Source organism: Fulvivirga sp. AWR4_260, assembly GCF_056158185.1.
Window position 1 is genome coordinate 2,091,664 of record NZ_JBSWSU010000015.1, and the last position, 26,027, is coordinate 2,117,690.

General features: G+C 36.0%; 22 protein-coding genes. 13 read left to right on the forward strand and 9 right to left on the reverse strand.

All coding sequences use genetic code 11. The features are described 5' to 3' along the window. The first annotated feature begins 63 nt into the window (after positions 1-63). From ACXACQ_RS15290 to ACXACQ_RS15300, 3 genes are read left to right on the forward strand one after another with little or no spacing between them, the layout of a single operon-like run. Entirely contained in the window at positions 64-837 is a 774-nt protein-coding gene (locus tag ACXACQ_RS15290; RefSeq protein WP_474976829.1) for a prolipoprotein diacylglyceryl transferase, read from the forward strand. Continuing rightward, entirely contained in the window at positions 797-2,191 is a 1,395-nt protein-coding gene (locus ACXACQ_RS15295; protein ID WP_474976830.1) for a radical SAM protein, read from the forward strand. The genes ACXACQ_RS15290 and ACXACQ_RS15295 overlap by 41 nt, the downstream gene beginning before the upstream one ends. Beyond that, positions 2,188-2,394: a hypothetical protein gene (locus tag ACXACQ_RS15300; protein WP_474976831.1), complete on the forward strand. Its 207-nt coding sequence runs from the start codon at positions 2,188-2,190 to the stop codon at positions 2,392-2,394. The genes ACXACQ_RS15295 and ACXACQ_RS15300 overlap by 4 nt, the downstream gene beginning before the upstream one ends. A gap of 30 nt (positions 2,395-2,424) precedes the next feature. Here the strand turns inward: ACXACQ_RS15300 and ACXACQ_RS15305 are convergent, their stop codons facing one another. After that, positions 2,425-5,211, reverse strand: coding sequence for a carbohydrate-binding protein (locus ACXACQ_RS15305; protein ID WP_474976832.1), 2,787 nt, complete (start codon positions 5,209-5,211; stop codon positions 2,425-2,427). Positions 5,212-5,562: 351 nt separating this feature from the next. Between ACXACQ_RS15305 and ACXACQ_RS15310 the strand changes: the two genes are divergently transcribed. Next, positions 5,563-5,979 carry a hypothetical protein gene (locus ACXACQ_RS15310; RefSeq protein ID WP_474976833.1) on the forward strand — a complete coding sequence of 139 codons (417 nt, stop codon included), beginning with the start codon at positions 5,563-5,565 and terminating at the stop codon, positions 5,977-5,979. 107 nt (positions 5,980-6,086) lie between these two features. Further along, complete coding sequence (locus ACXACQ_RS15315; protein ID WP_474976834.1) at positions 6,087-7,988, forward strand: endonuclease; 1,902 nt, start codon at positions 6,087-6,089, stop codon at positions 7,986-7,988. A gap of 31 nt (positions 7,989-8,019) precedes the next feature. Here ACXACQ_RS15315 and ACXACQ_RS15320 read toward each other — a convergent pair whose 3' ends face one another. Then, complete coding sequence (locus tag ACXACQ_RS15320; protein WP_474976835.1) at positions 8,020-9,198, reverse strand: glycosyltransferase family 2 protein; 1,179 nt, start codon at positions 9,196-9,198, stop codon at positions 8,020-8,022. Positions 9,199-9,418: 220 nt separating this feature from the next. Between ACXACQ_RS15320 and ACXACQ_RS15325 the strand changes: the two genes are divergently transcribed. The 3 genes from ACXACQ_RS15325 to ACXACQ_RS15335 all read left to right on the forward strand — a co-directional run bounded on the left by ACXACQ_RS15325 (position 9,419) and on the right by ACXACQ_RS15335 (position 13,176). Continuing rightward, entirely contained in the window at positions 9,419-10,846 is a 1,428-nt protein-coding gene (locus tag ACXACQ_RS15325; RefSeq protein WP_474976836.1) for an MBG domain-containing protein, read from the forward strand. A gap of 4 nt (positions 10,847-10,850) precedes the next feature. Then, positions 10,851-11,861 (forward strand): PorP/SprF family type IX secretion system membrane protein, encoded by a 1,011-nt coding sequence (locus tag ACXACQ_RS15330; protein ID WP_474976837.1) that lies wholly within the window; start codon positions 10,851-10,853, stop codon positions 11,859-11,861. A 100-nt stretch (positions 11,862-11,961) separates the two neighbouring features. Continuing rightward, positions 11,962-13,176, forward strand: coding sequence for an OmpA family protein (locus tag ACXACQ_RS15335; RefSeq protein WP_474976838.1), 1,215 nt, complete (start codon positions 11,962-11,964; stop codon positions 13,174-13,176). A gap of 52 nt (positions 13,177-13,228) precedes the next feature. On the opposite strand, the gene ACXACQ_RS15340 is transcribed toward ACXACQ_RS15335, so the two are convergent. The 5 genes from ACXACQ_RS15340 to ACXACQ_RS15360 are packed head-to-tail and all read right to left on the reverse strand — an operon-like array spanning position 13,229 to position 17,099. After that, a complete protein-coding gene (locus tag ACXACQ_RS15340; RefSeq protein WP_474976839.1) occupies positions 13,229-13,822 on the reverse strand; it encodes an HAD-IB family hydrolase in 594 nt (197 codons plus the stop codon). Position 13,823: 1 nt separating this feature from the next. Then, complete coding sequence (locus ACXACQ_RS15345; protein WP_474976840.1) at positions 13,824-14,696, reverse strand: decaprenyl-phosphate phosphoribosyltransferase; 873 nt, start codon at positions 14,694-14,696, stop codon at positions 13,824-13,826. Then, the gene (locus ACXACQ_RS15350; protein ID WP_474976841.1) at positions 14,697-15,059 is read right to left on the reverse strand and encodes an SxtJ family membrane protein; all 363 of its coding nucleotides are present in this window, start codon (positions 15,057-15,059) and stop codon (positions 14,697-14,699) included. A 7-nt stretch (positions 15,060-15,066) separates the two neighbouring features. After that, positions 15,067-15,216: a DUF5989 family protein gene (locus tag ACXACQ_RS15355; RefSeq protein ID WP_474976842.1), complete on the reverse strand. Its 150-nt coding sequence runs from the start codon at positions 15,214-15,216 to the stop codon at positions 15,067-15,069. A gap of 14 nt (positions 15,217-15,230) precedes the next feature. After that, positions 15,231-17,099, reverse strand: a complete 1,869-nt coding sequence (locus ACXACQ_RS15360) for a carbamoyltransferase family protein (RefSeq protein WP_474976843.1) — start codon at positions 17,097-17,099, stop codon at positions 15,231-15,233. Positions 17,100-17,326: 227 nt separating this feature from the next. On the opposite strand from ACXACQ_RS15360, the gene opgC reads away from it, so the two are divergent. Both opgC and ACXACQ_RS15370 read left to right on the forward strand, forming a co-directional pair. Further along, positions 17,327-18,415, forward strand: coding sequence for an OpgC domain-containing protein (gene opgC, locus ACXACQ_RS15365; RefSeq protein ID WP_474976844.1), 1,089 nt, complete (start codon positions 17,327-17,329; stop codon positions 18,413-18,415). A gap of 131 nt (positions 18,416-18,546) precedes the next feature. Further along, complete coding sequence (locus tag ACXACQ_RS15370; protein ID WP_474976845.1) at positions 18,547-20,769, forward strand: exopolysaccharide transport family protein; 2,223 nt, start codon at positions 18,547-18,549, stop codon at positions 20,767-20,769. A gap of 75 nt (positions 20,770-20,844) precedes the next feature. Here ACXACQ_RS15370 and ACXACQ_RS15375 read toward each other — a convergent pair whose 3' ends face one another. Together ACXACQ_RS15375 and ACXACQ_RS15380 are read right to left on the reverse strand one after the other, a co-directional pair. Next, entirely contained in the window at positions 20,845-21,405 is a 561-nt protein-coding gene (locus ACXACQ_RS15375; protein WP_474976846.1) for a hypothetical protein, read from the reverse strand. Between the two features lie 10 nt (positions 21,406-21,415). Further along, complete coding sequence (locus ACXACQ_RS15380) at positions 21,416-22,360, reverse strand: sulfotransferase family protein (protein ID WP_474976847.1); 945 nt, start codon at positions 22,358-22,360, stop codon at positions 21,416-21,418. Between the two features lie 109 nt (positions 22,361-22,469). Here ACXACQ_RS15380 and ACXACQ_RS15385 point away from each other — a divergent pair, with 109 nt between their 5' ends. The 3 genes from ACXACQ_RS15385 (at position 22,470) to ACXACQ_RS15395 (ending at position 25,969) form a co-directional block, all read left to right on the forward strand. Next, positions 22,470-23,663 carry a glycosyltransferase gene (locus ACXACQ_RS15385; protein WP_474976848.1) on the forward strand — a complete coding sequence of 398 codons (1,194 nt, stop codon included), beginning with the start codon at positions 22,470-22,472 and terminating at the stop codon, positions 23,661-23,663. 115 nt (positions 23,664-23,778) lie between these two features. After that, on the forward strand, positions 23,779-25,230 hold the full coding sequence (locus ACXACQ_RS15390) for an O-antigen ligase family protein (protein ID WP_474976849.1): 1,452 nt from the start codon (positions 23,779-23,781) through the stop codon (positions 25,228-25,230). Between the two features lie 40 nt (positions 25,231-25,270). Then, positions 25,271-25,969, forward strand: coding sequence for a TolC family protein (locus ACXACQ_RS15395; protein ID WP_474976850.1), 699 nt, complete (start codon positions 25,271-25,273; stop codon positions 25,967-25,969). Positions 25,970-26,027: the final 58 nt, after the last annotated feature.

Below are 26,027 nucleotides of genomic sequence, written 5' to 3' on the forward strand. Positions count from 1 at the left end.
GCAATAAATTAAATAGAAGGGTGTTTTATTTAGCTTAAGCTTTTATCTTCACTTAAAAAGTTAGTGAAAATTCCTTTTGAGCCTCATCTTGGCAATTGGCCAGTCAATATTCATTTGATTACTGAATATTTGGCTTTTTTTCTGGCTTACCGATATTACTCTTACCTAAGAAGACAACAAGAAGATAGCATTTCGACCTCACACCGGTTATCTATTATATTAGGAGCAGCTATTGGAGCTTTTGTAGGTTCTAGGTTGTTTGGCTTTCTTGAAAACCCGCTTATAAACACCTCTGCAGTTGATATTATTGCTTTCATGAATCTAAAAACTATTATGGGAGGGTTGTTTGGAGGGTTGCTTGGAGTGGAGTGTGCAAAGAAAATGATAGGAGAGAAGCAGCGTTCTGGCGATTTATTTACCCTTCCTATAATTCTTGGTATTTTCATTGGCCGTATTGGATGCTTTTTGTCCGGTATTAATGAATTTACCTATGGTACTATTACCACCAGCTGGTTGGGTATGGACCTTGGTGATGGTAACCTAAGACACCCATTAGCTTTATATGAATTGGTTTTCCTTATTCTACTTTTTGCGTTGTGTAAATTCTTATGGCAGCAACTCAACTTGCGTGATGGCTTGGTTTTTCAAGTTTTTATGATACTTTATTTTTCATTTAGATTTTTGATTGAATTTATTAAGCCAAACTTATTTTATGTTTTAGGACTTAGTAGTATTCAATGGTTATGTTTAATATGTTTGCTTTATTACTATCAAACTATAACTGAAGCAGTAAGGTATGCCTACAAGAAAATACACATACTACGATTTTACCGTTAGCCTTTGTCATGAGTGTTTGAGGCGGGTAGACGCAAAAATTGTGTTCGAAAATGATAAGGTTTACATGCATAAAAGGTGCAAAGAACATGGTTTTTCTAAAGTACTTATTGCAGATGATATAGCGTATTATAAAAATATTAGAAATTATAATAAGCCCTCAGAGACACCATATAAATTTAACACGGACACTCATTATGGTTGCCCTTACGACTGCGGGTTGTGTACAGACCACGAACAGCACTCTTGCCTTACAGTAGTAGAGGTTACAGACAGGTGTAATTTGTCTTGTCCTACTTGCTATGCAGGTTCTTCGCCTACATACGGCAGGCACAGAACCTTAGAGGAGGTGAAGAAAATGCTTGACACGATAGTAGAAAATGAGCGTGAGCCAGATGTAGTACAGATCAGTGGAGGAGAGCCGACAATTCACCCTCAGTTTTTTGAAATTCTCGACTATGCCAAGACATTGCCTATTAGACATATAATGCTCAATACCAATGGAATTGAAATAGCCAAAGATTTTGAGTTTGCTAAGCGTTTAGCAGGTTATGCTCCTGATTTTGAAATTTACTTGCAGTTCGATTCTTTTAATGAAGAAGTACTGAAAAGCATGCGAGGGGCAGAAATGACTAAGATAAGAGCCAAGGCTTTAGAGCATTTGAATCAACTCAATTTATCCACTACGCTGGTAGTAACACTGCAGAAAAATCTTAACGATGGAGAAATTGGTGAAATCATAGATTTTGCTTTGAAACAGAAATGTGTGCGTGGAGTTACTCTGCAGCCCACACAAATTGCCGGAAGGTTAGAGCATTTTAGCCCTGATAAGGATAGAATTACACTTACAGAAGTCAGGAGAAAGATATTAGAGCAATCTCCAGTGTTTAATTCTGATGATTTAATTCCTGTTCCTTGTAACCCAGATGCTTTAGTAATGGGATATGCGCTGAAATTAGGAGAAGAGGTTTTCCCACTGACCCGGTATATTAACCCTGCTGATTTGCTAGATAACAGCAAAAACACAATTGTTTATGAGCAAGATGAACAGTTGCATGGTAAAATGATAGAACTGTTTAGTACAGGTAACTCTAGTGATGAGGCTACTGAGAAGTTACATAGTATTTTGTGCTGTCTTCCTCAGATTAACGCGCCAGAATTGTCTTACAATAATTTATTTAGAGTTATTATTATGCAATTTGTAGATGCATATAATTTTGATGTGAGGTCAATTAAGAAATCGTGTGTGCATATAGTGGATAAAAATTATAAAATCATTCCATTTGAGACTATGAATTTGCTATATAGAGATGATAAAAAAGAGCAGTTAAATAAACTTCAAACAGAAATGGTATGATTTTACTTGAAGTAAACAGTAGTGGGCTAGAAAGTTTTGTTGTTTTGATATTAGGGGTAATGTTTGGTCCTCCTTTTATTTTAGGGCTTTTGGGACTGATATTGAGACTAAAATATAAAAAGACTGGTAAAGTTTTGCTGATCCTGTCGGTGGTTTACCTTTTGGTGGCCGGTGGAATTTGCGGTACTTTATTGTCATCATAAAAGAGGAGTCCTTAAGACTCCTCTTTTAATTTAATGTTTTTCAAAACGCTTGGTTACTGTACCTTGTTCGCCACTTATTTTTAGTAGATAAATACCTTTTTTCAAGCTGCTCACATCAATAGTAGTAGTTGTTAAGCTTTGCTGGCTTATGAGTTTACCCATAGCGTCATAAATAGATATTTTGCTGTTCATTATTTCCATAGTTGACTTCAATACCAGCCTATCGGTAGCAGGGTTAGGATAAAGTTCTAGAGATGCATTGGCTAAGGCATTGTTGCCATTAATCTTGGCCTGTGCTATTGCTGAAATCTGTGTTATTTTTATCCAATTGATATTCCAACCACCAACTTGAGCGTAGATGCCAAGATCATATGTACCTGCATTAATATTGACAGTGTGAGATACCGTAGTCCAGCTTTGCCAACCACCAGTGGCAGGCACAGAAACTTCTCCTAGTACTATGGAACCTGCATTTAAGTCTAAACTTAATTTGCCTCCGCTTTCGCCACTGGCGATACGGTATTCTATCATAAATGTACCAGATTGGGGTATGTTAATATTCGTATATGCCATCCAGTCAGCGGTTTCTATATAGCCTACGTTCATTCCTCCATTGGTATCTGTGGTGGCTTCTGTCTGTACACCAGACATAGAACTGTAGTCTTCAGCTTCAATAAGTTTAGAGAAGCTGTTAGAAGCCTTTCTTACGCGTGCAGATGATACCCAATCATTAAGCTCATTGTCTACTAAGCAGTTGTCATCACCAGATAGAATATAACTTGCTCCAGTGAAGTTGTAATCTTCATAAACCACCACTTCATAACCGGGTTCTATTTTTATGGAGCTGACATCATCGTTTTCAATGCCCCTGCGGTTTAGTTCAAACATATCATAATCACCGATAGGTAAACCTACAGCATAGCCGGTATAGTTACAATCGGAATACATGGTGGTAACAAATTGTGGAGTAACTTCAATATGGAAGTCTTGTGTTCTCACGCAGCCTGAAGCAGAGGTGTAAGTAGCTGTATAGGTACCGGAATTGGCCGATTGCATATTGTTGATAGTTACTTCTCTTTGGCTACTTGAAAAGTTAGGGCCTGTCCAACTCCAAGTGCCTTCGTTAGCAGGCTCTGGAGATAGTTTTACTGATCCTCCAATAATGATCTCAGCAGAAGCAGTTTGCTGTATATTGCCTCCATTTACCGATAGGTATGGAGTAATAGGGGTAGAGTTACAAGTTACTAGTAATGAGGAGGTGCTATCATTCCAGGTATTGCTAACCAAACAGCTAGCGCTGGAAGTTAACGTTAACGACTCGCCATTGAGGCTACTGCCTTTGTATAGAACTACTTCGTAGCCTTCTCCAATTTTTATAGAAGAGATATCTTTGTTATTGATACCTCTTACTTGCAAGTCTTGCAAAGAATATTCACCAGCAGGTAAATTGATAGCCTTGCCAGTGTAGTTACAGTCTTTATATACTATAGCCGTAGGTGAAGTTATAGATACTTTAGCAGAGCTTACAGCATCATTAAAGCCGCCCACATAATTACTGTTGGTAGTGAGTACCAAAGAGTCGCCAGAAAAATTGTCATCTTTAAATAAAACTATTTTATAACCAGGATTTACTTTAACGGATGATATCTGGTTGTCGGGCATACCTATAAATTCAAGATCGGCAGCGGTGTAGTTTCCTATTTGAAGACCTGTAGAATAGAAGGCATTATAGTCGATATCTCTATATATAGAAACGGGATCAGGGTATTTGCTTTGTCCGCCAGGAGTATTGCCCAAGTCTGCAAATGCTCTGGCTGCAGAGGCCTGATAAAGCAAGGCTGTTTTTCCTCCACTTTCAATGTCACTCCAGTCTTCAGGGTATCTTCCTGCTGGATCTTTGCAGTTATCGTGTAAAAATTTGCTGTAACCCGCTGCAATGTTTAACCAATTGATGTCACCATCTAGGTTGTAAAGCTCGACATATGCAGCAGTCATATCATGTCCGCCCCATTGTCCCGTTTCATGAAGAGAGTGAGTAGCGTAGTCAATATAGACCGTTTCCATGGCCAATCCCATATGCTTGGCATCATTATAATAACTGTTGTTGCCAGTGATTTGGTAAAGTCTTATTGCTGCCTGAGTGATTACTGCATTTTCATAGCCACGGTATCCACCGCCTAGCCCAAACCTATTGGCATGCACCCAGTTGTATAATCTTAAAGCGGCATCTAAGTAAGACTGTTCTCCTGTAGCTTGGTAAATCATTAAATTAGTTACCATGGTAGGGGCTGTGGCGCAGAGACAGTGACCAGGTTGACCTTCTTGCCATTTTATACCACCATTGGGCTCATCTCCGGCAAAATTTTCACCACTCATACTAAAGGCTATCACTTCTTTTGACCTGTTGAGGTATGTAGCATTATTAGTGAAAAAGTATAATTCCATTAGAGCCTTTGCTATCCACGCGTTATCATCGTAATACCGGTCTCCACAGTAATTGGCGCCTGCATTATATCCCCATATATTGTTATGGTAGCACCAGTATTTATCATGTATCTCATTGGCTAGAGCCTCGGCCTGTGAAATTTTACGTGCTGCAATAAGAGCATGTAATTGTACGCCTTGGGGCCAGTTAAAGGCAATGCTATTGTTTTCCATGTTTTCCCTGTATAGGGTGCTGTTAGCAAGCCTGAAATCTTGTTCTATTTGGGAAAGGGTTTCTTCCCCCCATTGCTTAAAGGTACTACCTGTTTGTGCATATACTTTTAATTGTATTGCACAGAGTAACAGTGTAGCGAGTAAAGAAATTTTTCTCATTACTAATTAGGTTTAAGTTGGTTATAAATAGTTGTGGTTATTACCAGACAACTATTAAAAGGTAGTTTATTATAGACATAAATGCGGATTAATCAAATCATTAATTAATCGATTTAGTGATTGAATTGAAGGGTATTTTAAGTGTTGTGGTTATATTTTTATTTGTTCATCTAATTATTATAATTAGTTTTCAAAAATGATGATTGTGTGATTTTTATATTATTGATAATCAGTGGTGTTAAGGAATTGATATACTTATAGTAATATTAATTGAAAATATTTAATGAAAATAATGAATTTATTATTAAATTAATTATGCCATTAACGATTGATTAATCAAGACCAAACCAAATGACTATAGAAGAGCAAATATTAACAGAGACCTACGCTGAAGTTTATTATTTAAAAGAAAAGGAGTTAGGTAAGATTGTGTGGAAGGGGCGTAAGAGCTTATCGCAAGAAGAGTATAAAAAGCCATTTACCACACTTATTGATTTAGCTAATTCTGGCTCTCCAGTAACTAAGTTTATTTCAGATACACGCGAGCAGGGTGTGGTTAATCCAGAAAACAGAAAGGCATTTGAGTTTGAAATATTACCTGCAGCCATAGATGGAGGCTTAAAAAAGGCAGCTGTAATATCAGAGGCAAACGTTTTTAAAAGGTATTATCTGAATTTGCTATTGTCCGCAGTTAATAAGTTTAACTTGCCCTTTAAGATTTTTGGAGATGAAGAATCGGCCATGGCATTTGTAATGGAAGAAAAGTAAGGCGGTAAAGGTTTGATTGTTAATGTATTGATAATTTATATTTTTACTATTTTTTGTTAAAAGTGTATTATATTGTTTGGCAATTATCAACCTAACAAAATAATTACATGAAACAAAAACTTTTACTTACGGCATTTTTATGCTTTATGCTGTTTAATGCCACACTGGCTCAGGTTTCAAATGGAGATTTTGAGCAATGGTCTGGTAGCAGCCCTTCAGGGTGGACCACCATTGATAATGGCATATCAGTGGCTAAAACTACATCAGTTGTTAAGAGTGGTAGCGCCTCTGCCAAGATTACCGTAAATACCACTACACAAAGTTCAACCGACTTTTTACAAACTATAAGCGTTACTCCCGGTACTTCTTATACGTTTTCCGTGTGGGTATACATTACAGATGGATATGTACGCCCACGGCTTTATGTGGATGGCTATCGTGATTATGGTAATACTGCTTTAAAAAATACTTGGCAAAAAATTTCTTACACTTATACACCTACATCATCATCGATAGTGGTTGGGCTAAGATTTTACGATGTGAGTGGTTTTGATGGCTCTGAGGTGGTATATGTTGATGCATTTGAACCTTCTACTTCTGGTGGAGGAGGTGGTGGTGGATCATCTTGCTCTGGCACGGCACTTACATTAAACCTTACCACTGACAACTATGGTAGTGAAACCAGTTGGGAGCTGACCACTTCTACAGGCACAGTACTATATAGTGGTAGCGGCTATGGCAGTAATGCTGATTATACTGAAAACTTCTGTTTGGCTAGCGGTAGCTATAAGTTTAATATTTATGATTCATACGGAGATGGTATTTGCTGCTCACATGGTAATGGTAGCTATACCTTGTTCTCATCTTCGTCTACCTATGCTTCAGGAGGATCTTTCGGCTCATCGGCCACAACCTCGTTTAGTATTGGTTCAGGAGGAGGAGATGATGGAGGAGGAGACGATGACTATTCTGGTTACTATGCTGATGCTTCTGGCTTGACCGGTTATAGTTTAAAAACAGCACTCTACAATATTATAAAAGGTCATACTACCAGAAGGTATAGTGCATTGTGGAGCTTCTACTCTGCCAATGAACTGGACTATTTTTATGAAAATGATGGAAGTATATTAGATATGTATTCAGAAAATCCGAATGGAAATGACAGTTATAATTTTTCAAAAGTTAGTGATCAGTGCGGTTCATATTCGGGGGAGGGCAGTTGTTATAATAGAGAACATTCATTTCCTAGAAGTTGGTTTGGAGGAGAAGTAGAACCTATGAATTCTGATATTCACCACATTTTTCCTACAGACGGATATGTAAATGCTAAAAGAAGTAGCTACCCTTATGGAGAGGTAGGAAGTGCATCATACGTTAGTGATAATGGTAGCAAAGTGGGTAATGCAGCATCTGGTCTAGGTTATTCAGGAACGGTATTTGAGCCTATAGATGAATTTAAAGGAGATTTTGCACGTGCCTATTTTTATATGGCCACCAGGTATGAGAATGTCATTGGCGGATGGCAAAATAACACCTCTTATGGTAATGCTATTCTTGACGGATCTAGTAATAGAGTATTTGAAACTTGGTTTATCTCCATGCTTATGGATTGGCATAATGCTGATCCTGTGAGTAGCAAAGAGATAAGCAGAAACAATGCAGCTTATAGCTATCAGGGTAACAGAAATCCTTTTGTTGATCATCCTGAATTTGCTTCTAAAATATGGGGAAGCTATGCGTTTTCTAGGTTAAGTAAAGAAACGGATGTTATTGAAGCGGCTCAGTTATTAGTGGTCTATAATCAAGGGACTATTAGAATAAAAGAAGGTACAGACTTGGTGAAGGGCATAGTTGTATTTGATTTAACAGGGAAGGTATTGGCAGAAAGGCATTTTGCAGAAGCGGCATCGCGGCCAGAAGTGAATCTTATCTTATCATCCAATAAGCTTTATGTAGTAAAGGTAGAAACCGAAAAAGGCATTGTCAGTCAACTGGTGATGGTTAAATAAAATGAAAAAGCCGGCTTTAGCCGGCTTTTTTTTATGCTTGTGCTCTTTTTGCTTTTTCCCATACTGCAGATTGACTGCCTTTGATGTACCTGAAAAATCCTCTGAATACAGCGTAGTTCATCATGCTGAAGTAATAAGGGATAAAGAATATCTTAAACTTTAAATTATTGTTCTGCATAATCCAACCGATGGCAGAGAAGAGGTAAAATGCCAACTGAGCCACCATAATGGCTTGGTATATGGGGATGTTTTGTAAAGCCAAATATAAGTTAGCCACAAATACGGTTATTAAACAAATGGGAGCTAAAGTCCAGCGTAAGACACGGTGCGAAATATATTGAAAGCTGAGAGTACCGTATTTAAAGAAATTAAGTAGAGGCCATAGTTTTACTATTGCCTGAATGCCACCTGCAGCAATTCTAATTTTTCTTTTCAATTCTTCACCTACAGAAGCAGAGCCTGTTTCCATAGCGTAAGCTTCTGGTTCATATACCACTTTGTAACCGTCCATGGCAATGGATAATGAAATGTAGAAATCCTCGATTACAATGTTAGTTTCCACAGGGTTGAATAATTCCGATCTAACAGCGAATAATTCTCCTGCAGCTCCTACAACAGAGTGTAGTTCAGAATCCCAAGTTTTGAGCTTAGACTCATATTTCCAATAAAAGCCCTCGCCAGAAGCTGCTGCGCCATCTTTTTCTTTACTTAGTACCCTCTTTTCGCCTGCTATTAGTCCCACATTAGGATCTTGGAAATGACGAGCAATATTTTTCATTGCATCATCATTTAATAGTGTGTTGGCATCAGAAAATACAGTAATAGGAGCTTTAAAATGTGGTATCATTCTATTTACTGCCGCAATTTTACCAGCTCTTGCAGTACTATGATGATGCTCTACCTCAGGGTATTCTTTTATAATGTCCATGGTGCTGTCGGTAGATCCATCGGTAACTATAAGTACCCTCAGTTTATCTTTTGGATAGTTAAGGTTGAGTGAGTTTTCAATCTTTTCTCTGATAAAATCTTCTTCATTGTAGGCCGCAATAACGTGCACTATTTCAGGGTAGTAATCAGAGGGGGTGGAGGCTTTGCCTTTAAATATCCTTTTTAATTTTACTAGTGCAAATAGGAAAATACCATACCCTAAATAAGAATAGAAAATAATAAATAAACTTAGCCAAAAGCAGACAATTGCAAATTCTTTCATTGAGTAGAAAATAAAATTTATACCAAAAACGGGAGTTATGTTTACATATCAAAATTTTACTAACCGATACCTATCAAATATGTTAAAATTTTCATGAATTAAATTTTTAATGATGATAACATCTTTTGTTCATTTAACTCTAAAACAAAATGGAATGAGCTTCTGTTAAGATTTCAATAACTCTTATTAAAACATAAGAGCCCAATAACGAAATCTATTAATGAAGAATTTTTATCTAACATTTTTAACTCATCTTTTGATAGGTATCAACTGTGTTTTCGCACAGGAATTTACCAGTACGCCTGTTAAAAATGCCACTTATGGAGAGGCTTATAATTATCATGTTACAACGGACCGGAATGAACAAATCTACGGAGATTATCCGACTTGGTTGACCTTGCAGAATAATCAGAATGGTGAAGCTGATTTAACAGGTACACCTACCGAGGTGGGTACGTTTGATGTTAATTTAAAGTTTAATATCTGGTTTTTTACATATTCCCAATCATATCAATTGACAGTGGGTAAAGCTGATGCAGGTATAGTTATCAGTGGTTTACAAAGCACATATACAGGTAAGCCACAGACTATAAATGTTAGTACTTCTCCTGCTAATTTGGGGTATACCGTTTTTTACAACGGAAGCACTGACTTACCGGTAGAAGTAGGGCAATATGATATAAAGGTTGTAATAGATGATCCTCACTATAAGGGAGAAGAAAGTGCTCTATTAACAATAAACAAAGCAACGGCTACTATTACTTTTTCTGACTTACAAAAAGAATACAATGGAGAGCCCCAACAGCCAACTATAACCACTGTACCAGAGGGCTTAGATTATACCTTAACCTTTGATGGGGCAAGTGAAGCGCCTAGAGAAGAGGGGAGTTATAAGGTGATGGCTACCATAGAAGACGATACTTACATGGGCTCTGCTAGTACAACATTTACCATTGTGCAAATGGAGGAAGAAAACGCGAAGCCAGTTATTAGTAACGTAGAGAAGCAACCATTAATGTATGTTCAAGGTGATGGTGGTAGGTCAATTTCAGAGACTTTGATAATTAATGACTTCGATAATGCCTATATGAAGTCTGCTACTATTAAGCTAGAGGATAATTATAATTCAAGCGAGGATGCCTTGAGTTTCGATAATTCCAATTTTCCAGAGATTGAAGCTCAGTGGGATTCCAATACAGGAACTTTAACGCTTGAAGGCGAAGATACGCGCTCTCATTACGAATCAGCTTTAATAAATGTAAAGTATAGTAATTCGGTTTTAGGAGAAACGGATATTGTAAGTAAGCGATTGAGCATAATCGTAAATGATGGTTTTAATAATAGTGATCCTGTGAGTAGGGATATAGAAATCACCATTTTGCCGGATATTGGTTTGGTAAATGCTTTTACACCTAATAATGATGGGATTAATGATACTTGGGATTTTCAGAATTTGGATAGGTATGAATCCATAAATATTTCAGTTTATGAAGACAACGGGCAGGAAGTTTATAAATGCAGCGGCACAGATTGTCAATGGGACGGTACTTACCAAGGTAAAGAGTTAAGCGGAGGGGCCTATTATTACATTATCAGTCTTAATGGAGGCAAAAGGGAGTATAAAGGTATAGTAACAGTTCTAAAATAATAACATGAAAGCATTATACTTAACAATAATAGCAGCAATAGGAACTGTATTTACGGCTACTGGTCAACAGCGAAACTTCACACAGTTTTATAGCAATATGCCTGCATATAATGCAGGGTTTACAGGTATTGAAAAATATACAGAAGTGAAGGCTGCATACAAGCAAAACTGGTCCAACTTTAGTGATACTGATGGTCATTACTACGTTTCTATTTTCGGTAATATTGGAGGGGCCTCTACCGAAACGGTAAAGAATAATTCTTTGCGTATAAGTAATCCCAACGCTTATAAGAATGTGGCAGTGAATACAAAGCTCAGGCGCAAGCACGGCATAGGAGGGATAGTAGAAGCTCAAAATCTTGGTCCTTATAAAGACTTAAAGGTTAATGTAAATTACGCATACCATTTGCCTGTGAGTAAAAAATTGATGTGGGCATTAGGAAGTTCTATAGGTATAGATATGCAACGAATAGACTATTCTAATCTTACGGTTAGAAATGAAGCCGAAGATTTATTTTATCAGAACCTTTTAAATAGCTCTGAAGGCAAACAGCAAGTGCTGAATGTTAGCTTTGGGTCTGTAATATATTCCTCTACGTTCTATTTTGGATTGTCTGCTAATTCTGCAGTGCAAAATGTGGTGAATAAAGATAATAACTTATCTGAAATAGTACCAGAGAAGCAATATGAGGCCGTAATTAGCAATAATTTTCAGGTAGGACCTAAATTTGAATTACAGCCAATAGCAAGAGTCTACTATAGTGACCTTTATGACTTTGTGGCCGAAGCTAATGTAAGAGCAAGGTACAACCAGTTGATATACGTAGGGGCAGGGTATAAGCAGGACATATCCGCTTCATTGCTATTTGGTATAACCATGGAGAGTAAGCTAAACATCAATTACTCTTATGACTATTTTTTAAACAAAGTAAATAATTACAATAATGGGGTGCATGAATTAAGTGTTGGCTTAATTATATTTAATAAGTACTCTTCAGCAGCTAGGCTTTGGTAAGTCAAATACATTGAAAATGATAAAATATTTTTTGTACTCAATTATATTGTTTCAAGGTTTCATTTCGCCTTTAAAGGCACAGAGTTATAAATTCAGTCAGGTGCAAAAATTGAGCACTGACGTAAATACTGACACAGAAGAGCTGATGCCTTTGTATTCTCCAACGGAAAAGAAACTTTATTTTTCAAGAGCGTTATACGATAAAAATACAGGAGGGAAGTATGCCGGAATGGACATTTGGGTGAGCGAACGCCAAGGGTATGGATGGGAAAAAGCTACCAATGATGTGCATGAATGGAATAATAAAGAAAATAATGCTGTCATTGGATTAAGTAATGATGGTAAAATAGTTTACCTAATACAAGCCTACAGTAAAACCAATGGAATAGCGTTTTCTAAATTAATTGGAGGGAAATGGACTGAGCCAGAAGTTATTCCATTAAAAGGATTACCGAAAGATGGCTTTAAGGGGTTCTATATGAACCAGAGTTATGATGTATTGCTGATTAGTATGCAGGGTAAAAATGCATATGGCAAAGAGGATTTGTACGTCAGCCTCAAATCTGTAGATGGTTGGTCTTTACCTCAAAATTTAGGAAGGACTATTAATACTGAGTCTTATGAGATATCTCCTTTTTTATCGCCCGATGGTAGAAAACTGTTTTTTTCTAGTGCCGGCCATGGAGGTTATGGAGATGCTGATATTTTTATGTCAGAAAGGCTTTATAATAACTGGGATGTATGGACTAAACCTGTTAACCTAGGTAAGAACATTAATACACCAGGTTTTGATGCTTACTTTTCCATTTATGGAGATTCGTTAGCGTTTTATTGTAGTAATGTCAAATCAGACTACGGCAATATTTACTCTGCCAAAGCGGTGCTTCAGACTTATAAACCTTTAGATAATCTTAATTCTATATACGGAACGGTTAATGACACATTGCCTAAGTCATATTTAACTGAGCAAGAGACAACGGAGGCTTTAGGGTTATTGGTTGATATGAGGTTGAAGTTTAATCGTGATTCTTATGATTTAGGCTTTTCTGCCAGAGAAAAGTTATCATATATTGTTAATAGACTAAAAAGATATCCTCAAATTAAAATACAAATTGAAGGTTATGGCGATTTCAGAACCTCTAATGATGTTAATGAGAAATTAGGGAAGCGTAGGGTGGAGGAGACCATTAAACAGCTGCAGGCAGATGGATATAGCGGAGAGCATATTTTTATTAGCGGTATTCATGTGGCTGACGTAGATAAAGATCATGCCAGTAATGTTTATTTAAGACTATATAGGACTAAAGAGCAATAGCTTATCGGTGAAAGAAATATTAAGGTGAAAAGCGGTTATTAAACCGCTTTTTTTATTCATGAAAATGCCTGTAACCCGGATGTGTGGCCAAGGCCAACATTTCGGTATCACCAGAGGTGTCTCCATAGGCATGAATTATTTCATATTCGCTAAGGTCAATAGCCTTTTTTATTCGCTCAGCCTTTTCCGGGCCATTACAGTTTTTTCCTGCTAATTTGCCGGTAATTTTACCTTCCTTAATTTCTAATTGGGTGGCTATAAGTTTTATGTCCTTAGGCTGTGACCAGCCTACAATCCAGTTGCTTGCCGATGCTGAAACAATATAAATGGGAGTCCCTTCTTGTTTTAAAGTGTTGATTTCACTTAATGCTTTTTTCCTGATAAGAGATGGAATAATTTTTTCTCCAAACTCTTTTGCCTTTTGGTCGAAAACCTCCGCACTTTCATTTTTAAAAAAGTGAGTGAGCATGCACTCTTTTGCTTTTTCGTTAGACAAAAGCTTTAATTTCATGGCCACCATAACGGGGCTAAGAAGAAGAAAACCAGTATAAAAACTGGTTTTTCCTTTATAAAACTTTATAAATTCTAGCATGGTGTCTTTGGTGGTAATGGTGCCATCAAAGTCAAATAGCGCTATCTTTTTCATATTAATTGGCCCAGTATATCATGATGAAAAACATGAAAATCCAACCTAGAAGAGTTAAAACTATAAACTTGTCTTTATACAAAATGGCAGTTGGAGATCCACTGTTTTTTTCAACAATAGTGATCTGTAGGTACCTCATTATGCCTGCAATTACGAATATTGAAGTCAAGAATAAATAATTTGACTTAAAACGCTGGATAATTTCAGGGGATACACTGTACATAATATATGCCACTATAACCACTGCAGAGAGCATAGTGAGACAAGCGTTTATAAACTCAAGATTGTACTGAGAGCTTGATTTTCGAACTTCAGTGCCTCTCACTTCGGCTATTATTAGATCGTCTCTTCTTTTTGCTAATACTAAGAAAAGTGCAAGTAAGAGTATCATTATTATTAACCAATGTGATACATAAACATCTGCGATAAGACCTCCTCCCCAGGTTCTTAATACAAAGCCCGAAGCCACAAGAAACAAATCTAAAATAGCTATATGCTTCAAGCCCAAGGTGTAAGTGATGTTGATTACTATATATGTTAATATCAAATAGAAATAATCAACATTAAGTAAGTATGAGCCCAAAAGTGCGGCTATAGATAGTATTACTAAAAGAAATATGGCCATAGGTATGGTCACGGTGCCTTTAGCAATAGGCCTTTCTTTCTTTTTAGGGTGTAGCCTGTCAGCTTCTACATCCATAATATCATTTAATACATAAATGCAACTAGCAGCGCAACTGAAATAGACAAAACCCAAAAATACGTGCAGTAGCTTATCTACAATGAATAATTCTCCTGCAAAAAATATAGGGAGAAATAAAAAAAGGTTTTTGGCCCACTGTTGTGGGCGCAATAATTTTATAATCGCGAGCATTTACCAAATGTTTTCAAGGTCTTTAGAACTGTACTCATGATTCCTTTCAGTGTATAAAGAAGATTTCTTTCTTTTTATCTGCAAAGGATCATTTGAGAATAAGCGTGATAATGCCGCAATGGGGAATAAAAATAAATAAAATACAATACTCAATAATATTCTGGTATTGACCCATCCTAAGGCCATGGCGAGTTTCATCCATAACCAATCTACGGCTGTTGCTATTTGAGGCACTAGTGCACTCAGTATACTTATAATTAAGGCGGCATATATTAATGCCTTGAGGTGTAGTATAAAAGAAAAGACTAATAGACCGCCAACTATAATAAGTATATTCTTATACTTTTGCTGTTCTCCTTCCATGTGTTGTTTAAAATAATGTATAAATAAAAGGTGCTATGGCAGATCCGCCACCAACAACAATAAGTACTGCTATTATTAATAAGAGGAGTATAACGGGGGTTAACCACCATTTTTTTCTCTCTCCCATAAATCTGAATATATCTCGTAAAAATTCCATATCATGTATTACTATTAATCTAAAACAAATTCTTCTTGCCATTCAGCCTTTTCTTTCCATTCGGGCTGTTCTTTTTTGATGAAAACATAGTTATTCATAACTAAAACATCCATTTCTGTTCTCATAAAGCATCTATATGCATCTTCTGGGGTGCATACTATAGGTTCTCCTCTTACATTAAAACTGGTATTTACTACCATTCCGTAACCGGTTTTTTCTTTAAATGCGGAGATAAGCTTGTGATATTTTTCGTTAGTATCAGCATGTACTGTTTGTATCCGTGCCGAAAAATCTACGTGAGTAATAGAAGGAATATCTGACCTTACATAATATAGTTTTTCTTTTAACGGTAGCTCCGTGTAATTTTCGGGTAGCTGTTTCCTTCTTTTTTCAACCACAGGCTGCACTATCAGCATGTAAGATGATGTGCCTTCTAATTCAAAGAAATCTGCAGCATCTTCAGCCAATACTGAAGGGGCAAATGGCCTGAAAGATTCTCTGTATTTAATTTTAAGGTTGAGCTTCTTTTGCATTTCTTCATTTCTAGGGTCGCCTAAAATACTGCGCCCTCCTAAAGCCCTTGGTCCAAATTCCATTCTACCCTGAAACCAGCCTACAGCAGCTCCTTGGCTTAATTGATCGGCTACGTTATTATAGAAATCAGTGTCGTTTTCTAAGTGGTGGAATACGGCTTTATACTTTCTACTAGTTTGCTCTATCTCTTTGTCAGAGTATTCTGGGCCCAAGTAAGAGCCTGACATTAAATCTCTAACAGGTAAGCCCTTCACTTCCCTAGGCTTATCGTAGAAAATATGATGAGCGGCTAAAGCAGCCCCTACAGCACCTCCTGCATCTCCTGAGGCGGGCTGTATAAATATCTCTTTAAAAATATTGGACTTTTGCAGTTTGCCGTTAGCCACACAGTTGAGTGCTACACCTCCAGCCATGCATAAATAATCTGAGCCTGTAAGCCTTTTGGCTTCTTCAGCCATTTTAATTACTATTTCTTCAGTGATGTTCTGGATAGCAAGCCCTAAGTCACAATGTTCTTGTTCTAATGGAGCTTCGGGCCTTCTTGTCTTCATGTTGAAGAGCTTTTCCCAAGCATCTTCCTTTACCATCCTTAGGCCTGTAGCATAGTTAAAGTACTTTTGGTTTAACCATAAAGAGCCATCTTCCTTAATCTCTATTAGTTCTTCGCGTATGGTTTTTTCGTATTCCTTTATTATAGGATGGTTTTGTCTTCCGTAAGGAGCAAGCCCCATGAGTTTGTATTCTCCAGAGTTAACCCTAAAACCCAAGAAATAAGTAAATGCAGAGTACAATAAGCCAACTGAATGCGGGAATTTCAATTCTTTTAAAATACTTAGCTTATTTCCTTTGCCATGGCAGATAGATGCTGTGGCCCATTCTCCAACACCGTCAACCGTTAATACGGCAGCATCTTCATATACTGATGGGTAATATGCACTGGCAGCGTGAGATAGGTGGTGCTCAGGGAATAGAAACTTGATTTTCTTTTTGTCATAATGACCAACCTTTTTCAGTTCGTCTTTTATTAACTTCTTAAGAAACATTTTTTCTTTCGCCCATACCGGTATGGAAGTAATGAAAGATTTTATACCTTTTGGTGCAAAGGCATAGTATGTTTCTAATAGTCGTTCAAATTTAAGAAGAGGCTTGTCATAAAAAGCAATTGCGTCCAAATCATCAATTGATAGCCCGCTATGCTCTAAACAATATTTTATTGCATTTTCCGGAAAGCCGGGGTCATGTTTCTTTCTTGTAAAACGCTCTTCCTGAGCGGCTGCTATTATTTGGCCATCCATAATAACTGCCGCAGCAGAATCATGATAAAAGGCTGAAATCCCAAGTATATTCACTTATAAATACGTTTTGTCTAATCCAACTAATAATCCCTACAAAGGAAATGTTTTTCAAAGTAATAATTTTTTAGCCATTATTGTTTTTAGATTGTAGCAAAATTTTCTGATTTTGAAATTTCATTGTATTTATATACTATCAGAGAAATATAGATTTATATAAGTTTTTTATTATCTGCGTTATTCAAGTAAATTGCGTAAAACTTTGCCTTGAGTTGGATTAAACTATGAAACAAAGAGTATATTTCGTGGATTTTGCCAGAAGCTATGCCATATGCCTAGCCCTGCTAGATCACTCCTTTAATGATTTTGATATTTGGTCTCATTATGCATTTGAAAAACACGCCATTGTAAAGGTATTTACAAGTTCGGCTACTCCTACCTTCCTTTTTTTATTTGGAATGATGCTGGAGTTAGTTTACTTCAAAAAATTAAAGAAGAGTGGGTTTCAAGGTTTGTACCCTTCAATATTTAAAAGAAGCTTTCAGTGTTACTTAGGTAACTTTTTAACCCTTGTGGCTGGTATATTAGGAGGTATGCTTACTGTTCAAAGGGCATTTGGCTGTGCTATTTTTGCCGCGAATAGCCACTATGGCAATATTCTCAAAATGTATGCAGTGTTATTGTTACTGGCAATACCGTTGTTAGCTTTAAGGCAGAAAAAGGGTGTGTGGGCAGTAGTTTTAGTGGCTCTCTCGTATTGGGTTTTATATCCCCTTCATCCTATTATTCAATCAGATCATCCTAATATTAATATATTCTTATCTACCGTTTTTGGTTTTGGGTATGGTACAGGTCCAAGTATATTAAATGCGGTAAGCATAGTGGCTTTAGGTATGCTCTCTGCTAGTTTCATTTCTTTTGAGAAACCTATGCAATTTATTAAAGCAAATTTGGCTATGTTGGGGGTACTAGTGATGGTGGCACTTGTGGCCATATACTTTGTTAATGATCCTGATTTTATACACAACTACCTTACTAATGTATATAGGAGGGCTAATCACCCTATATATTATTTAGGGTCTACTTCTCTGGCTATTGTTAATGTTATTATATTCTCTCTCATAATTCCGCTATCTGCTAATATTAAACCATGGACCCAAAACCTTTTGGTGTTTGGAAGAAACTCATTAAGTAGTTTTACCTTGGCTAATATTATTTTAAACCTTATCTTTTTTCAAATACATGATAAAGAATGGAGCATGATTGCCCCGTTTTCATTTATAGTATTGGTTTTCGTGCTTCTTTTTGCTTACGAGAAGTTTGAAAACAATGGAAAGAGCTTGAGATTTAATCCTAATAAAACGTCTGGATAAAATTTTATTTTAACATTTTAACAACTCAATCGTTGTTGTTAAATGATTCATTAATCTTATGATTCAGCTAAGAAAATTTGCCCAGAGTTTTTAATATTATTTAAACCAAAAAAAAGAAAAGTACAAAGCGGATGGATATTGCTTATTTATTGAAGGTAATTTGGAGAAAAAAGTGGCTCATCATTGGCCTTCCAATAATTTCCAGTGTAGCGGCATTTTTATTTACCATGAACATGGAAGATAAATTTATAGCTACCACTCAAATATCTACAGGTTTCACCACTGACGAAGGAATCAATGTTTCTGAAGAAAGATTCAACTTACGAGGAGTAGATGTAAAGTTTAGTAATTTATTAACCACAATGAAATCGGGTATATTATATAACCTTGTTTCGTATGATTTATTATTACATGATACTGATCCTAAGGGTGACCCATTTCGCTATGTAACTGAAGGAAATATTAGTTTCTCTGCTGCAGAAATAGATACAGCAAGAAATATATTAGATGAGAAACTAGATGGATTTGAGCCTATTACTGTTAATGAAACTCATTCTGGGTTGCTTCGTAATCTTAGAAATTCGTATGGTTATACTTATGATTTCATCAGCAGTAATATGGAAATAAAACGTGTGCCTAACACGGATTATATAGATATTAGCTTTGTTTCTGATGATCCTGATTTATCAGCTTTTGTAGTTAATACTTATGTAGACCAATTTTTAAGATATTACGCTTTAAGTAAAAATGAAATTTCAGGTGAATCTGTTGAATTTTTTGAAAAGCAATTAGCAAAAAGAAAATCCGAATTTGAACAAGCCACAAATCAATTAAGAAGTTTTAGAGAAAGAAACAACTTGCTGAATATTGGCACTGAAGGAGAAAGTAGATTGGCTCGTATTTCAGAATTGGAATCAAAAAAGGATCAGGTACAGCAAGAATTATATACATTACAATTAGAAGAGAGCAAATGGCAGCGTTACTTAAATGATTTTAATGGTAATGCCAGCACCACTAATGAGGTAAATAACGAAAAGCTCGTTGAGCTTAATAATAAAATTGATGAGCTTAACAGCAGATATGCTAAGTCGGGCTTTAAAGATCAGCAACTGGCCGATTCTTTAAGTAGGCTACAAAGAGAAAAAAGAATAGAGCTTAATTCTGTAAGAAAAAGTGATAGAACTGTTACCGATCAAGTTTATTCTAAAGCAGAAGTAGAGGAAAACCTGGCGAATACCAGGATTAAGATTAGAGGTGCGAGTAGAGAACTTTCTAATTACAACACTCAAATAAGCTCTATTAGTGGAAGTATGCCTAATTATGTGGCTAATGAAACTCAACTGAAAGAACTTCAAAGCAAGGTAGAAGCGTCAGAAAAAGATTATAATGAGGCAAGAGACAGGTACGAACAGGAGAAGGTAAAGCAGTTGGCATCTGGTAGCTCTGTAAAGCAAACGTATAGAGCAGCTCCTCCGGCTAGCCCTATGGCTTCTAAAAGAATCATTATTATAGCTTTGGCAGGTATTGCTACTTTCGGTATCTGTGTTTTTGTAATAGTGTTGTTAGAGGTGTTAGACACCAGTATAAAAACTCCTATTCAATTTCAACGAGTGGTAGACATGGACTTGGCAGGTACTATTATAAAGGTAGATACCAAGAAGTTGAATTTCCATACTTTGTTTGCTCAGCAGCATAAAGACGAGCAGTTAGAATTGTTTAAGCACTTCCTTAGAAAGACAAGGTATGAGATTGAAAATACTGGAGCAAAATCATTTATGGTTACAAGCCCTAAAGTAGGAGAGGGTAAAACATTTACCATATTTGCTTTAGCATTTGTGTTGAGCCTAATTAAAAGAAAGGTGCTAATCATTGATACCAACTTCAAAAACAATACCTTAACCAAGTGGTTGAGTACGCCTAAGAAAAATATGAAGTTGCTAGAAAAGCGCAATGAACCTAAGATGAAGTTGGTAGATGAAAAGGGTTCCGCTACAGATACTGATGATAGTGCTGTTAACTTAGTGACACCTACTAAATACCATAATATCTATTTGATAGGAAATGCCGGAGGCTATGATTCTCCCGAGGAGATTTTCCATGACAGGGATTTTAATGATTTGATGGTTGCATTGAGAGAAGAGTTTGATTATATATTTATAGAAGGAGCGTCTTTAAATGAGTACTCGGACTCTAAAGAGCTTATGAAGTATGTAGATAAAGTGATTCCAATATTCTCTGCAGAGTCGTCTATTAAACAATTAGATAGAGATTCTATTGATTATCTCTTGAGTATGGAAGACAACCTGGTAGGAGCTATACTTAACAAGGTAGATATGGAAAATATTAATGTGTAGAACCAACTGGGTTTTACCTATATAAAAAAGGGCCACTTACTTAGTAAGTGGCCCTTTTTTATAATCAATGTTTTTTTATTGAGTAGAATTTAATACTTTATTTTGAATTTGATCTTTCTTTTGTTCTACCAATTGCTTGGCAATGGCTCTACCCATGTTAGCATCCATGGTATTCATCAATTCATTATTTTCAATATAAGCTAAAGCCTTCTTAACTTGATTAAGGGTAGCATTTTTGTTAAATGCTGGTCTTAACTTTTCGGGGTCAAAGGCTGAAATATGTACATGTTTTACAGCAATATCAAAGACCTGATTAGTGCTGGTAAGTTTACTTGTTTGAAGCTCACTAACCATGTCTCTTACCTCTTGTTCCTTTATCTCGTCTATAGCCTTTAATAGTTGATCAATAGTTATACCTGACTCTTTAGAGTTGGTAATAATATGATCTAGCTTCTCATTTACAGTATCCGAAACGGTTTTTATAGTTTGCTGATACTTGCTAGGTATAATTGATGGATATTCTTTAGTAATAATAGCCCGAGCAATTTGCCTGGGTAATACCACTTTATAAATGTACCATCCGCCAATGCCAGCAATTATAATAACTATTAGTATTGTGGTTAAAAATCTCTTCACATCAGTTTATTTATGCCAGCCAGTGACTTAAGTCTTTGCCTGTTAAAGCTGCTAGTCGTTGTATATCATCTTTATAAATGTCATTAGTTATTTTAGCTTTTAAAGCAGGGTCTAGCTTAGGCCTATGCAAATTCTTTTCTGTAATAGAGTTGAATTTTTTCCTCATCCAAGGGTTTTCCTTTAGCTTTTCGAAAGAGCGTCTTGGTATTAAGCTTTTAATACCTTTTTTTATCACACTGTTCTGGCCTATAAGTTTGTCGTAAAATTTATTTTTAATAAAGCCAGACTTATTATATTCTATAGACAAGTCTAGTTCATAGGAGGCATCTACCCCCACAAATTGGAAAATATCTTTTAGTACACCGTGAGCATCGTTTCTTAATTCATCGAATAGATATACTTTAATGTTTTCTTTAGGGAAGTAATCATAGAATTTGCTTAAATTCTTGTAGTAAAACCCCTCCTTAACCAAATCGTTTCTTTCCCACCATATGGTGCTTTTGTCTAGGCAATCTTCAAAGTTTTGAGTAGGCAACTCATTCTCTCTTGCCAAGTGCAGGTAGCGAGAATAAAGCCTTTCTGCAGGCTGTCTAAAAATAGCGATGAGCTTAGCATCCGGCACGTAATGCTTAATGCGCTCTGGCGCATCTTTATGATATAAATACGTATTAGAAGTCTCTCCTTTGATTTGGCCTTGCTCGGCCTCTTTAAAAAGGTTAATGTAGCTGTCTATATCGGTTACTGATGATTGATAATGCTTAAGTTCGTCTTTATCGTCAAAGTCAATCTCATTCATCAATTCATAACCAAAAAAGTTAGGCTCCTTTACCTTACTTACATAAATAGATGGATGTTGTTTTAGGTAGTTGTCAACTGACGTGGTTCCTGACTTTCCGGCTCCAATAATCAAAAAATCAGGCAAATAAGCTTTATCAATTTCTGTAGTTGTTGGCATACTTTAGTTAAGAGGTTAAATAATATATTAATATTAACTACAAACAATTATTTATTATAAAGGTTAAATATATTATTTTTCTGTCTTTATAGTAAATACCTTTGCTAATATGTTCGATATAGTATTTATGGCTTTGGCCAGGTGGGATGGACCTTATTCATCTACTGCTTATTCTATTGCAAAAGAGCTATCGCGTGAAAATCGTGTTTTTTATATTGAAAATCCGCTTACATGGAAAGATTTTATAGCTTCGTTTAAGAAACCTATTATAAAAACTAGGTGGAAAGCGCTGCTCTTTGGAAGAAGCATTTATACTACACCCGAAAAAACTCAATTATACATTGTAACCCCTAGGTTAGTTTTGCCTATCAATTGGATGTCGGACGGTAAGCTGTATCGTTTCTTTCTTAAATTGAATAATGCCATATTTAACAGGGCTATAAAAAAGGCATTTAAAAAGTATAATATAAGTGATAATTACATTGCCTTAAATTCATTCAATCCATTTTATTGGCCTACGAGTAAAGGATATCCTAAGCCTTTTTTACACATATATCAATCTGTAGATAATATATCTAAGTCAGAGTATATAGGTAAACATGGGCCTAAGCTGGAAGAGGAGTATGTGGCAAATGCAGATTTGTCCATTACCACTTCAACTCAATTGAAAACTGAGCTGTCGAAATTTGGTAAGGACGTTTATTTGGTGCCCAATGCTGCCGATATTGCTCTATTTAAAACTGCACATCTAGACAATTTAGTGAAGCCAGAGGTTTTTGCAGGTATCAATAAGCCGGTTATACTTTATACAGGTAATATTTGTCAAAGGTTAAACTATGATCTTTTAAATGCCATTGCGGATAAACATCAAGATAAAATATTACTTATGGTTGGGCCTACTTCTATAGATAATGAGGGACTGAAAAAACTAAAAGCAAAGAAAAATGTTATGTTCACAGGTCCTAAAAAATTAGAAGAGCTGCCTGCATTTTTGAAATACGCTGACTGTGCTATCATTCCATTTTTATGTAATGACCTTACTAAAAGCATTTATCCATTAAAAATCAATGAGTATTTGGCTTCGGGTGTGCCTGTGGTTACTACTAATTTTTCGGCAGATATCAATAATTTTAAAGAGGTGATTTATTTGTCTCAAGGAGATGAATTTGTTGATAATATTGATTTAGCCATAGCGGAAAGTTCAGAGGAAGGTAAACAAAATAGAGTAAAAGCTGCTTCTAATAACACTTGGGAGGATAGAGCCAAGCAAGTGATAGATATTGTAAATAAATATACAGCATGAGGAAAAGGAGGAAAAAGGAAAAGAAAAATCATATTCCAGACATAATCAAATTTTTAGCCATCGGTTATGTGGTTATGGTTTATCTAGTGATTTTTATGAAAATTATATTCTTACAATGAGTCAGCCATCGAAAATACTTAAGAATAAGAATACATACGTAATCATTATCCTGTCACTATTAGCTCTACTGCTTCCGTATTTGATGGTTAGTATTTCCGTCTACGTGGGGCACTTTGTATTGTTAAGCTTATTTGCATTGCCTATATTTTTATTAACTCTTAAAGATTACAGGTATACTATATTTACGCTCTTTTTTTACGGTTCTACCTTGTTTTTAATAGATAGACTTGTAAAACCACAAATTCCCTTCGGTATTTTATTTGATGCACTTATAGTTATAGCATTTGTAATGATGCTCATCCAACAAAAGGGTAAAGATAAGTTTCAATGGAAAACCGAAGCACCTATAACTATAATTACGCTTCTGTATTTTGCTTATTTTGCTTTAGAAATAGCAAATCCTGAAGGATCAATAAAAGGTTGGTTAAATTCTGTTCGTTTTTATACTTTATTATTGTTATTTTATATTTTCATTCATTATTTCTCTGATAAAGACAAAGTAAAGTATTTTTTAAATACGTGGATGGCTGTCTTGTTTGTGGTAGCAGGCTATGGCTTATTTCAAGAATATTTCGGTCTTAGAGATTTTGAATGGAGCTGGATATATGAAGTACCCACCAGGTACGATTTATATTTTATATGGGGTAAGATGAGGAAGTTTTCTATTTTATCTGACCCTTCGGCTTATGGTCTTTTTATGGCTTTTGGTTGTTTAGGTACTATGATGCTGGCCTTTGGACCATATGTATTATGGAAGCGGGCTTTGTTCGCAGTGTTTACTGTTTTCTGTATGCTGGCCATGTCTTATGCCGGTACCAGAACAGCTTATGCCATGGTAGGAGCAGGAGGAGGTTTGTTTATATTACTCAATATGGGCAATCCAAAGGTACTTGGAGGTAGTATTTCTATTGTAGTAATACTTTTAATCCTGATCTTTGGTCCATTTTATAGTGCACCAGTGCAAAGGCTGAGGTCAACCTTTAATCCATCAGAAGACGCTTCTATGGGCGTGAGGGATATTAAAAGAATCAGGTTTCAACCTTATATACAGTCGCATCCATTAGGAGGCGGTATTAATACTGCAGGTGCTAATGGTCTAAAATACGCCCCTGGGCACAGGTTAGCAGGTAATTTTGACCCGGATAGTGGTTATTTAAGAACAGGTATGGAAATGGGCTGGCTAGGGTTGTTTTTGTTTCTGTTGCTAAATGGTACCATAGTGGTTACTGGTGTTCAGAACCATTTTAAGTTAAAGGATGCAATGCTACGAAATTATAATCTGGCATTTGTTATTCCGTTTTTTGGGTTGTCGGTAGCTCATTTTACGCAAGATGCCATGTTACAAAAACCTGTGAACCTTTTGGTAATTGGTTGTTATGCTTTAATGATAAAGCTTAGAGACATAGACAAAGAACAGACAGAGGCCGAGGCGTTACAAAACAATTAAATAATTAGAATTACAAACACATACATAATTACACTAAAAGATGAAGCACATTATTTACATAGTATTGTTATTTGCTGTGGTATCAGTAAAAGCTCAAACTACTGATTATAATAAAATTATTTTACCACAATCATCTACTGATGTTGAGTTTGCTGAAAAGCTGGTTCAGATTGCATGGAATAACCATCCTGACAATGACGTCATAGAAAAGCAAGTAGACGTAGCTGTGTATGATTTGAAGAGGTCGAGAAGACAATGGTATGATATCGTTAAGTTTCAAGGTAACTTAAATGAATTTAATATTGATAACTCAAGAGATGTTGATAACAGATCACAATTCTACCCTAGATATAACGTAGCTGCTACGGTTTCTTTAGGAATGTTCTTTACCATTCCGGTGGACAATGAGCAGAATAAGGTAAAGGTTTCTATCGCTAAAGATATGGTCAACAGTAAGAAAATTGAGATAAGAAGAGTTGTGATGCAGACATACAACACTTACGTAATGTATAGAGATATCTTTAATATTCAATCAGCTGCATTTCAAGATGCTGAAGTGGCACATCAGAGCGTGGAAGAATCTTTTAGCAACGGAGAAATTAAATATGCTGATTATGCACTTAGTGTAAGTGCCTACAATAACAGCAAAATATCTAAGATACAATCGCAGAATGATTATCTAAATGCAAAATTAGCATTAGAATCTTTAATAGGTATGCCTTTAGAAGATGTTCAGTAAAAAGGACATTATTCTTTAATGGAGTAAAAATAAAGGGTTAGCGAAAACTTCGCTAGCC

Excerpts from the sequence above, each read along its gene's own strand:
- ACXACQ_RS15325 (WP_474976836.1), top strand. The coding sequence starts at position 9,419 with ATGAAGAATTTTTATCTAACATTTTTAACTCATCTTTTGATAGGTATC.
- ACXACQ_RS15300 (WP_474976831.1), top strand. The coding sequence starts at position 2,188 with ATGATTTTACTTGAAGTAAACAGTAGTGGGCTAGAAAGTTTTGTTGTT.
- ACXACQ_RS15345 (WP_474976840.1), bottom strand. The coding sequence starts at position 14,696 with ATGCTCGCGATTATAAAATTATTGCGCCCACAACAGTGGGCCAAAAAC.
- ACXACQ_RS15310 (WP_474976833.1), top strand. The coding sequence starts at position 5,563 with ATGACTATAGAAGAGCAAATATTAACAGAGACCTACGCTGAAGTTTAT.
- ACXACQ_RS15330 (WP_474976837.1), top strand. The coding sequence starts at position 10,851 with ATGAAAGCATTATACTTAACAATAATAGCAGCAATAGGAACTGTATTT.
- ACXACQ_RS15380 (WP_474976847.1), bottom strand. The coding sequence starts at position 22,360 with ATGCCAACAACTACAGAAATTGATAAAGCTTATTTGCCTGATTTTTTG.
- ACXACQ_RS15385 (WP_474976848.1), top strand. The coding sequence starts at position 22,470 with ATGTTCGATATAGTATTTATGGCTTTGGCCAGGTGGGATGGACCTTAT.
- ACXACQ_RS15340 (WP_474976839.1), bottom strand. The coding sequence starts at position 13,822 with ATGAAAAAGATAGCGCTATTTGACTTTGATGGCACCATTACCACCAAA.
- ACXACQ_RS15390 (WP_474976849.1), top strand. The coding sequence starts at position 23,779 with ATGAGTCAGCCATCGAAAATACTTAAGAATAAGAATACATACGTAATC.
- ACXACQ_RS15350 (WP_474976841.1), bottom strand. The coding sequence starts at position 15,059 with ATGGAAGGAGAACAGCAAAAGTATAAGAATATACTTATTATAGTTGGC.
- ACXACQ_RS15395 (WP_474976850.1), top strand. The coding sequence starts at position 25,271 with ATGAAGCACATTATTTACATAGTATTGTTATTTGCTGTGGTATCAGTA.
- ACXACQ_RS15305 (WP_474976832.1), bottom strand. The coding sequence starts at position 5,211 with ATGAGAAAAATTTCTTTACTCGCTACACTGTTACTCTGTGCAATACAA.
- ACXACQ_RS15320 (WP_474976835.1), bottom strand. The coding sequence starts at position 9,198 with ATGAAAGAATTTGCAATTGTCTGCTTTTGGCTAAGTTTATTTATTATT.
- ACXACQ_RS15370 (WP_474976845.1), top strand. The coding sequence starts at position 18,547 with ATGGATATTGCTTATTTATTGAAGGTAATTTGGAGAAAAAAGTGGCTC.
- opgC (WP_474976844.1), top strand. The coding sequence starts at position 17,327 with ATGAAACAAAGAGTATATTTCGTGGATTTTGCCAGAAGCTATGCCATA.
- ACXACQ_RS15355 (WP_474976842.1), bottom strand. The coding sequence starts at position 15,216 with ATGGAATTTTTACGAGATATATTCAGATTTATGGGAGAGAGAAAAAAA.
- ACXACQ_RS15315 (WP_474976834.1), top strand. The coding sequence starts at position 6,087 with ATGAAACAAAAACTTTTACTTACGGCATTTTTATGCTTTATGCTGTTT.
- ACXACQ_RS15295 (WP_474976830.1), top strand. The coding sequence starts at position 797 with ATGCCTACAAGAAAATACACATACTACGATTTTACCGTTAGCCTTTGT.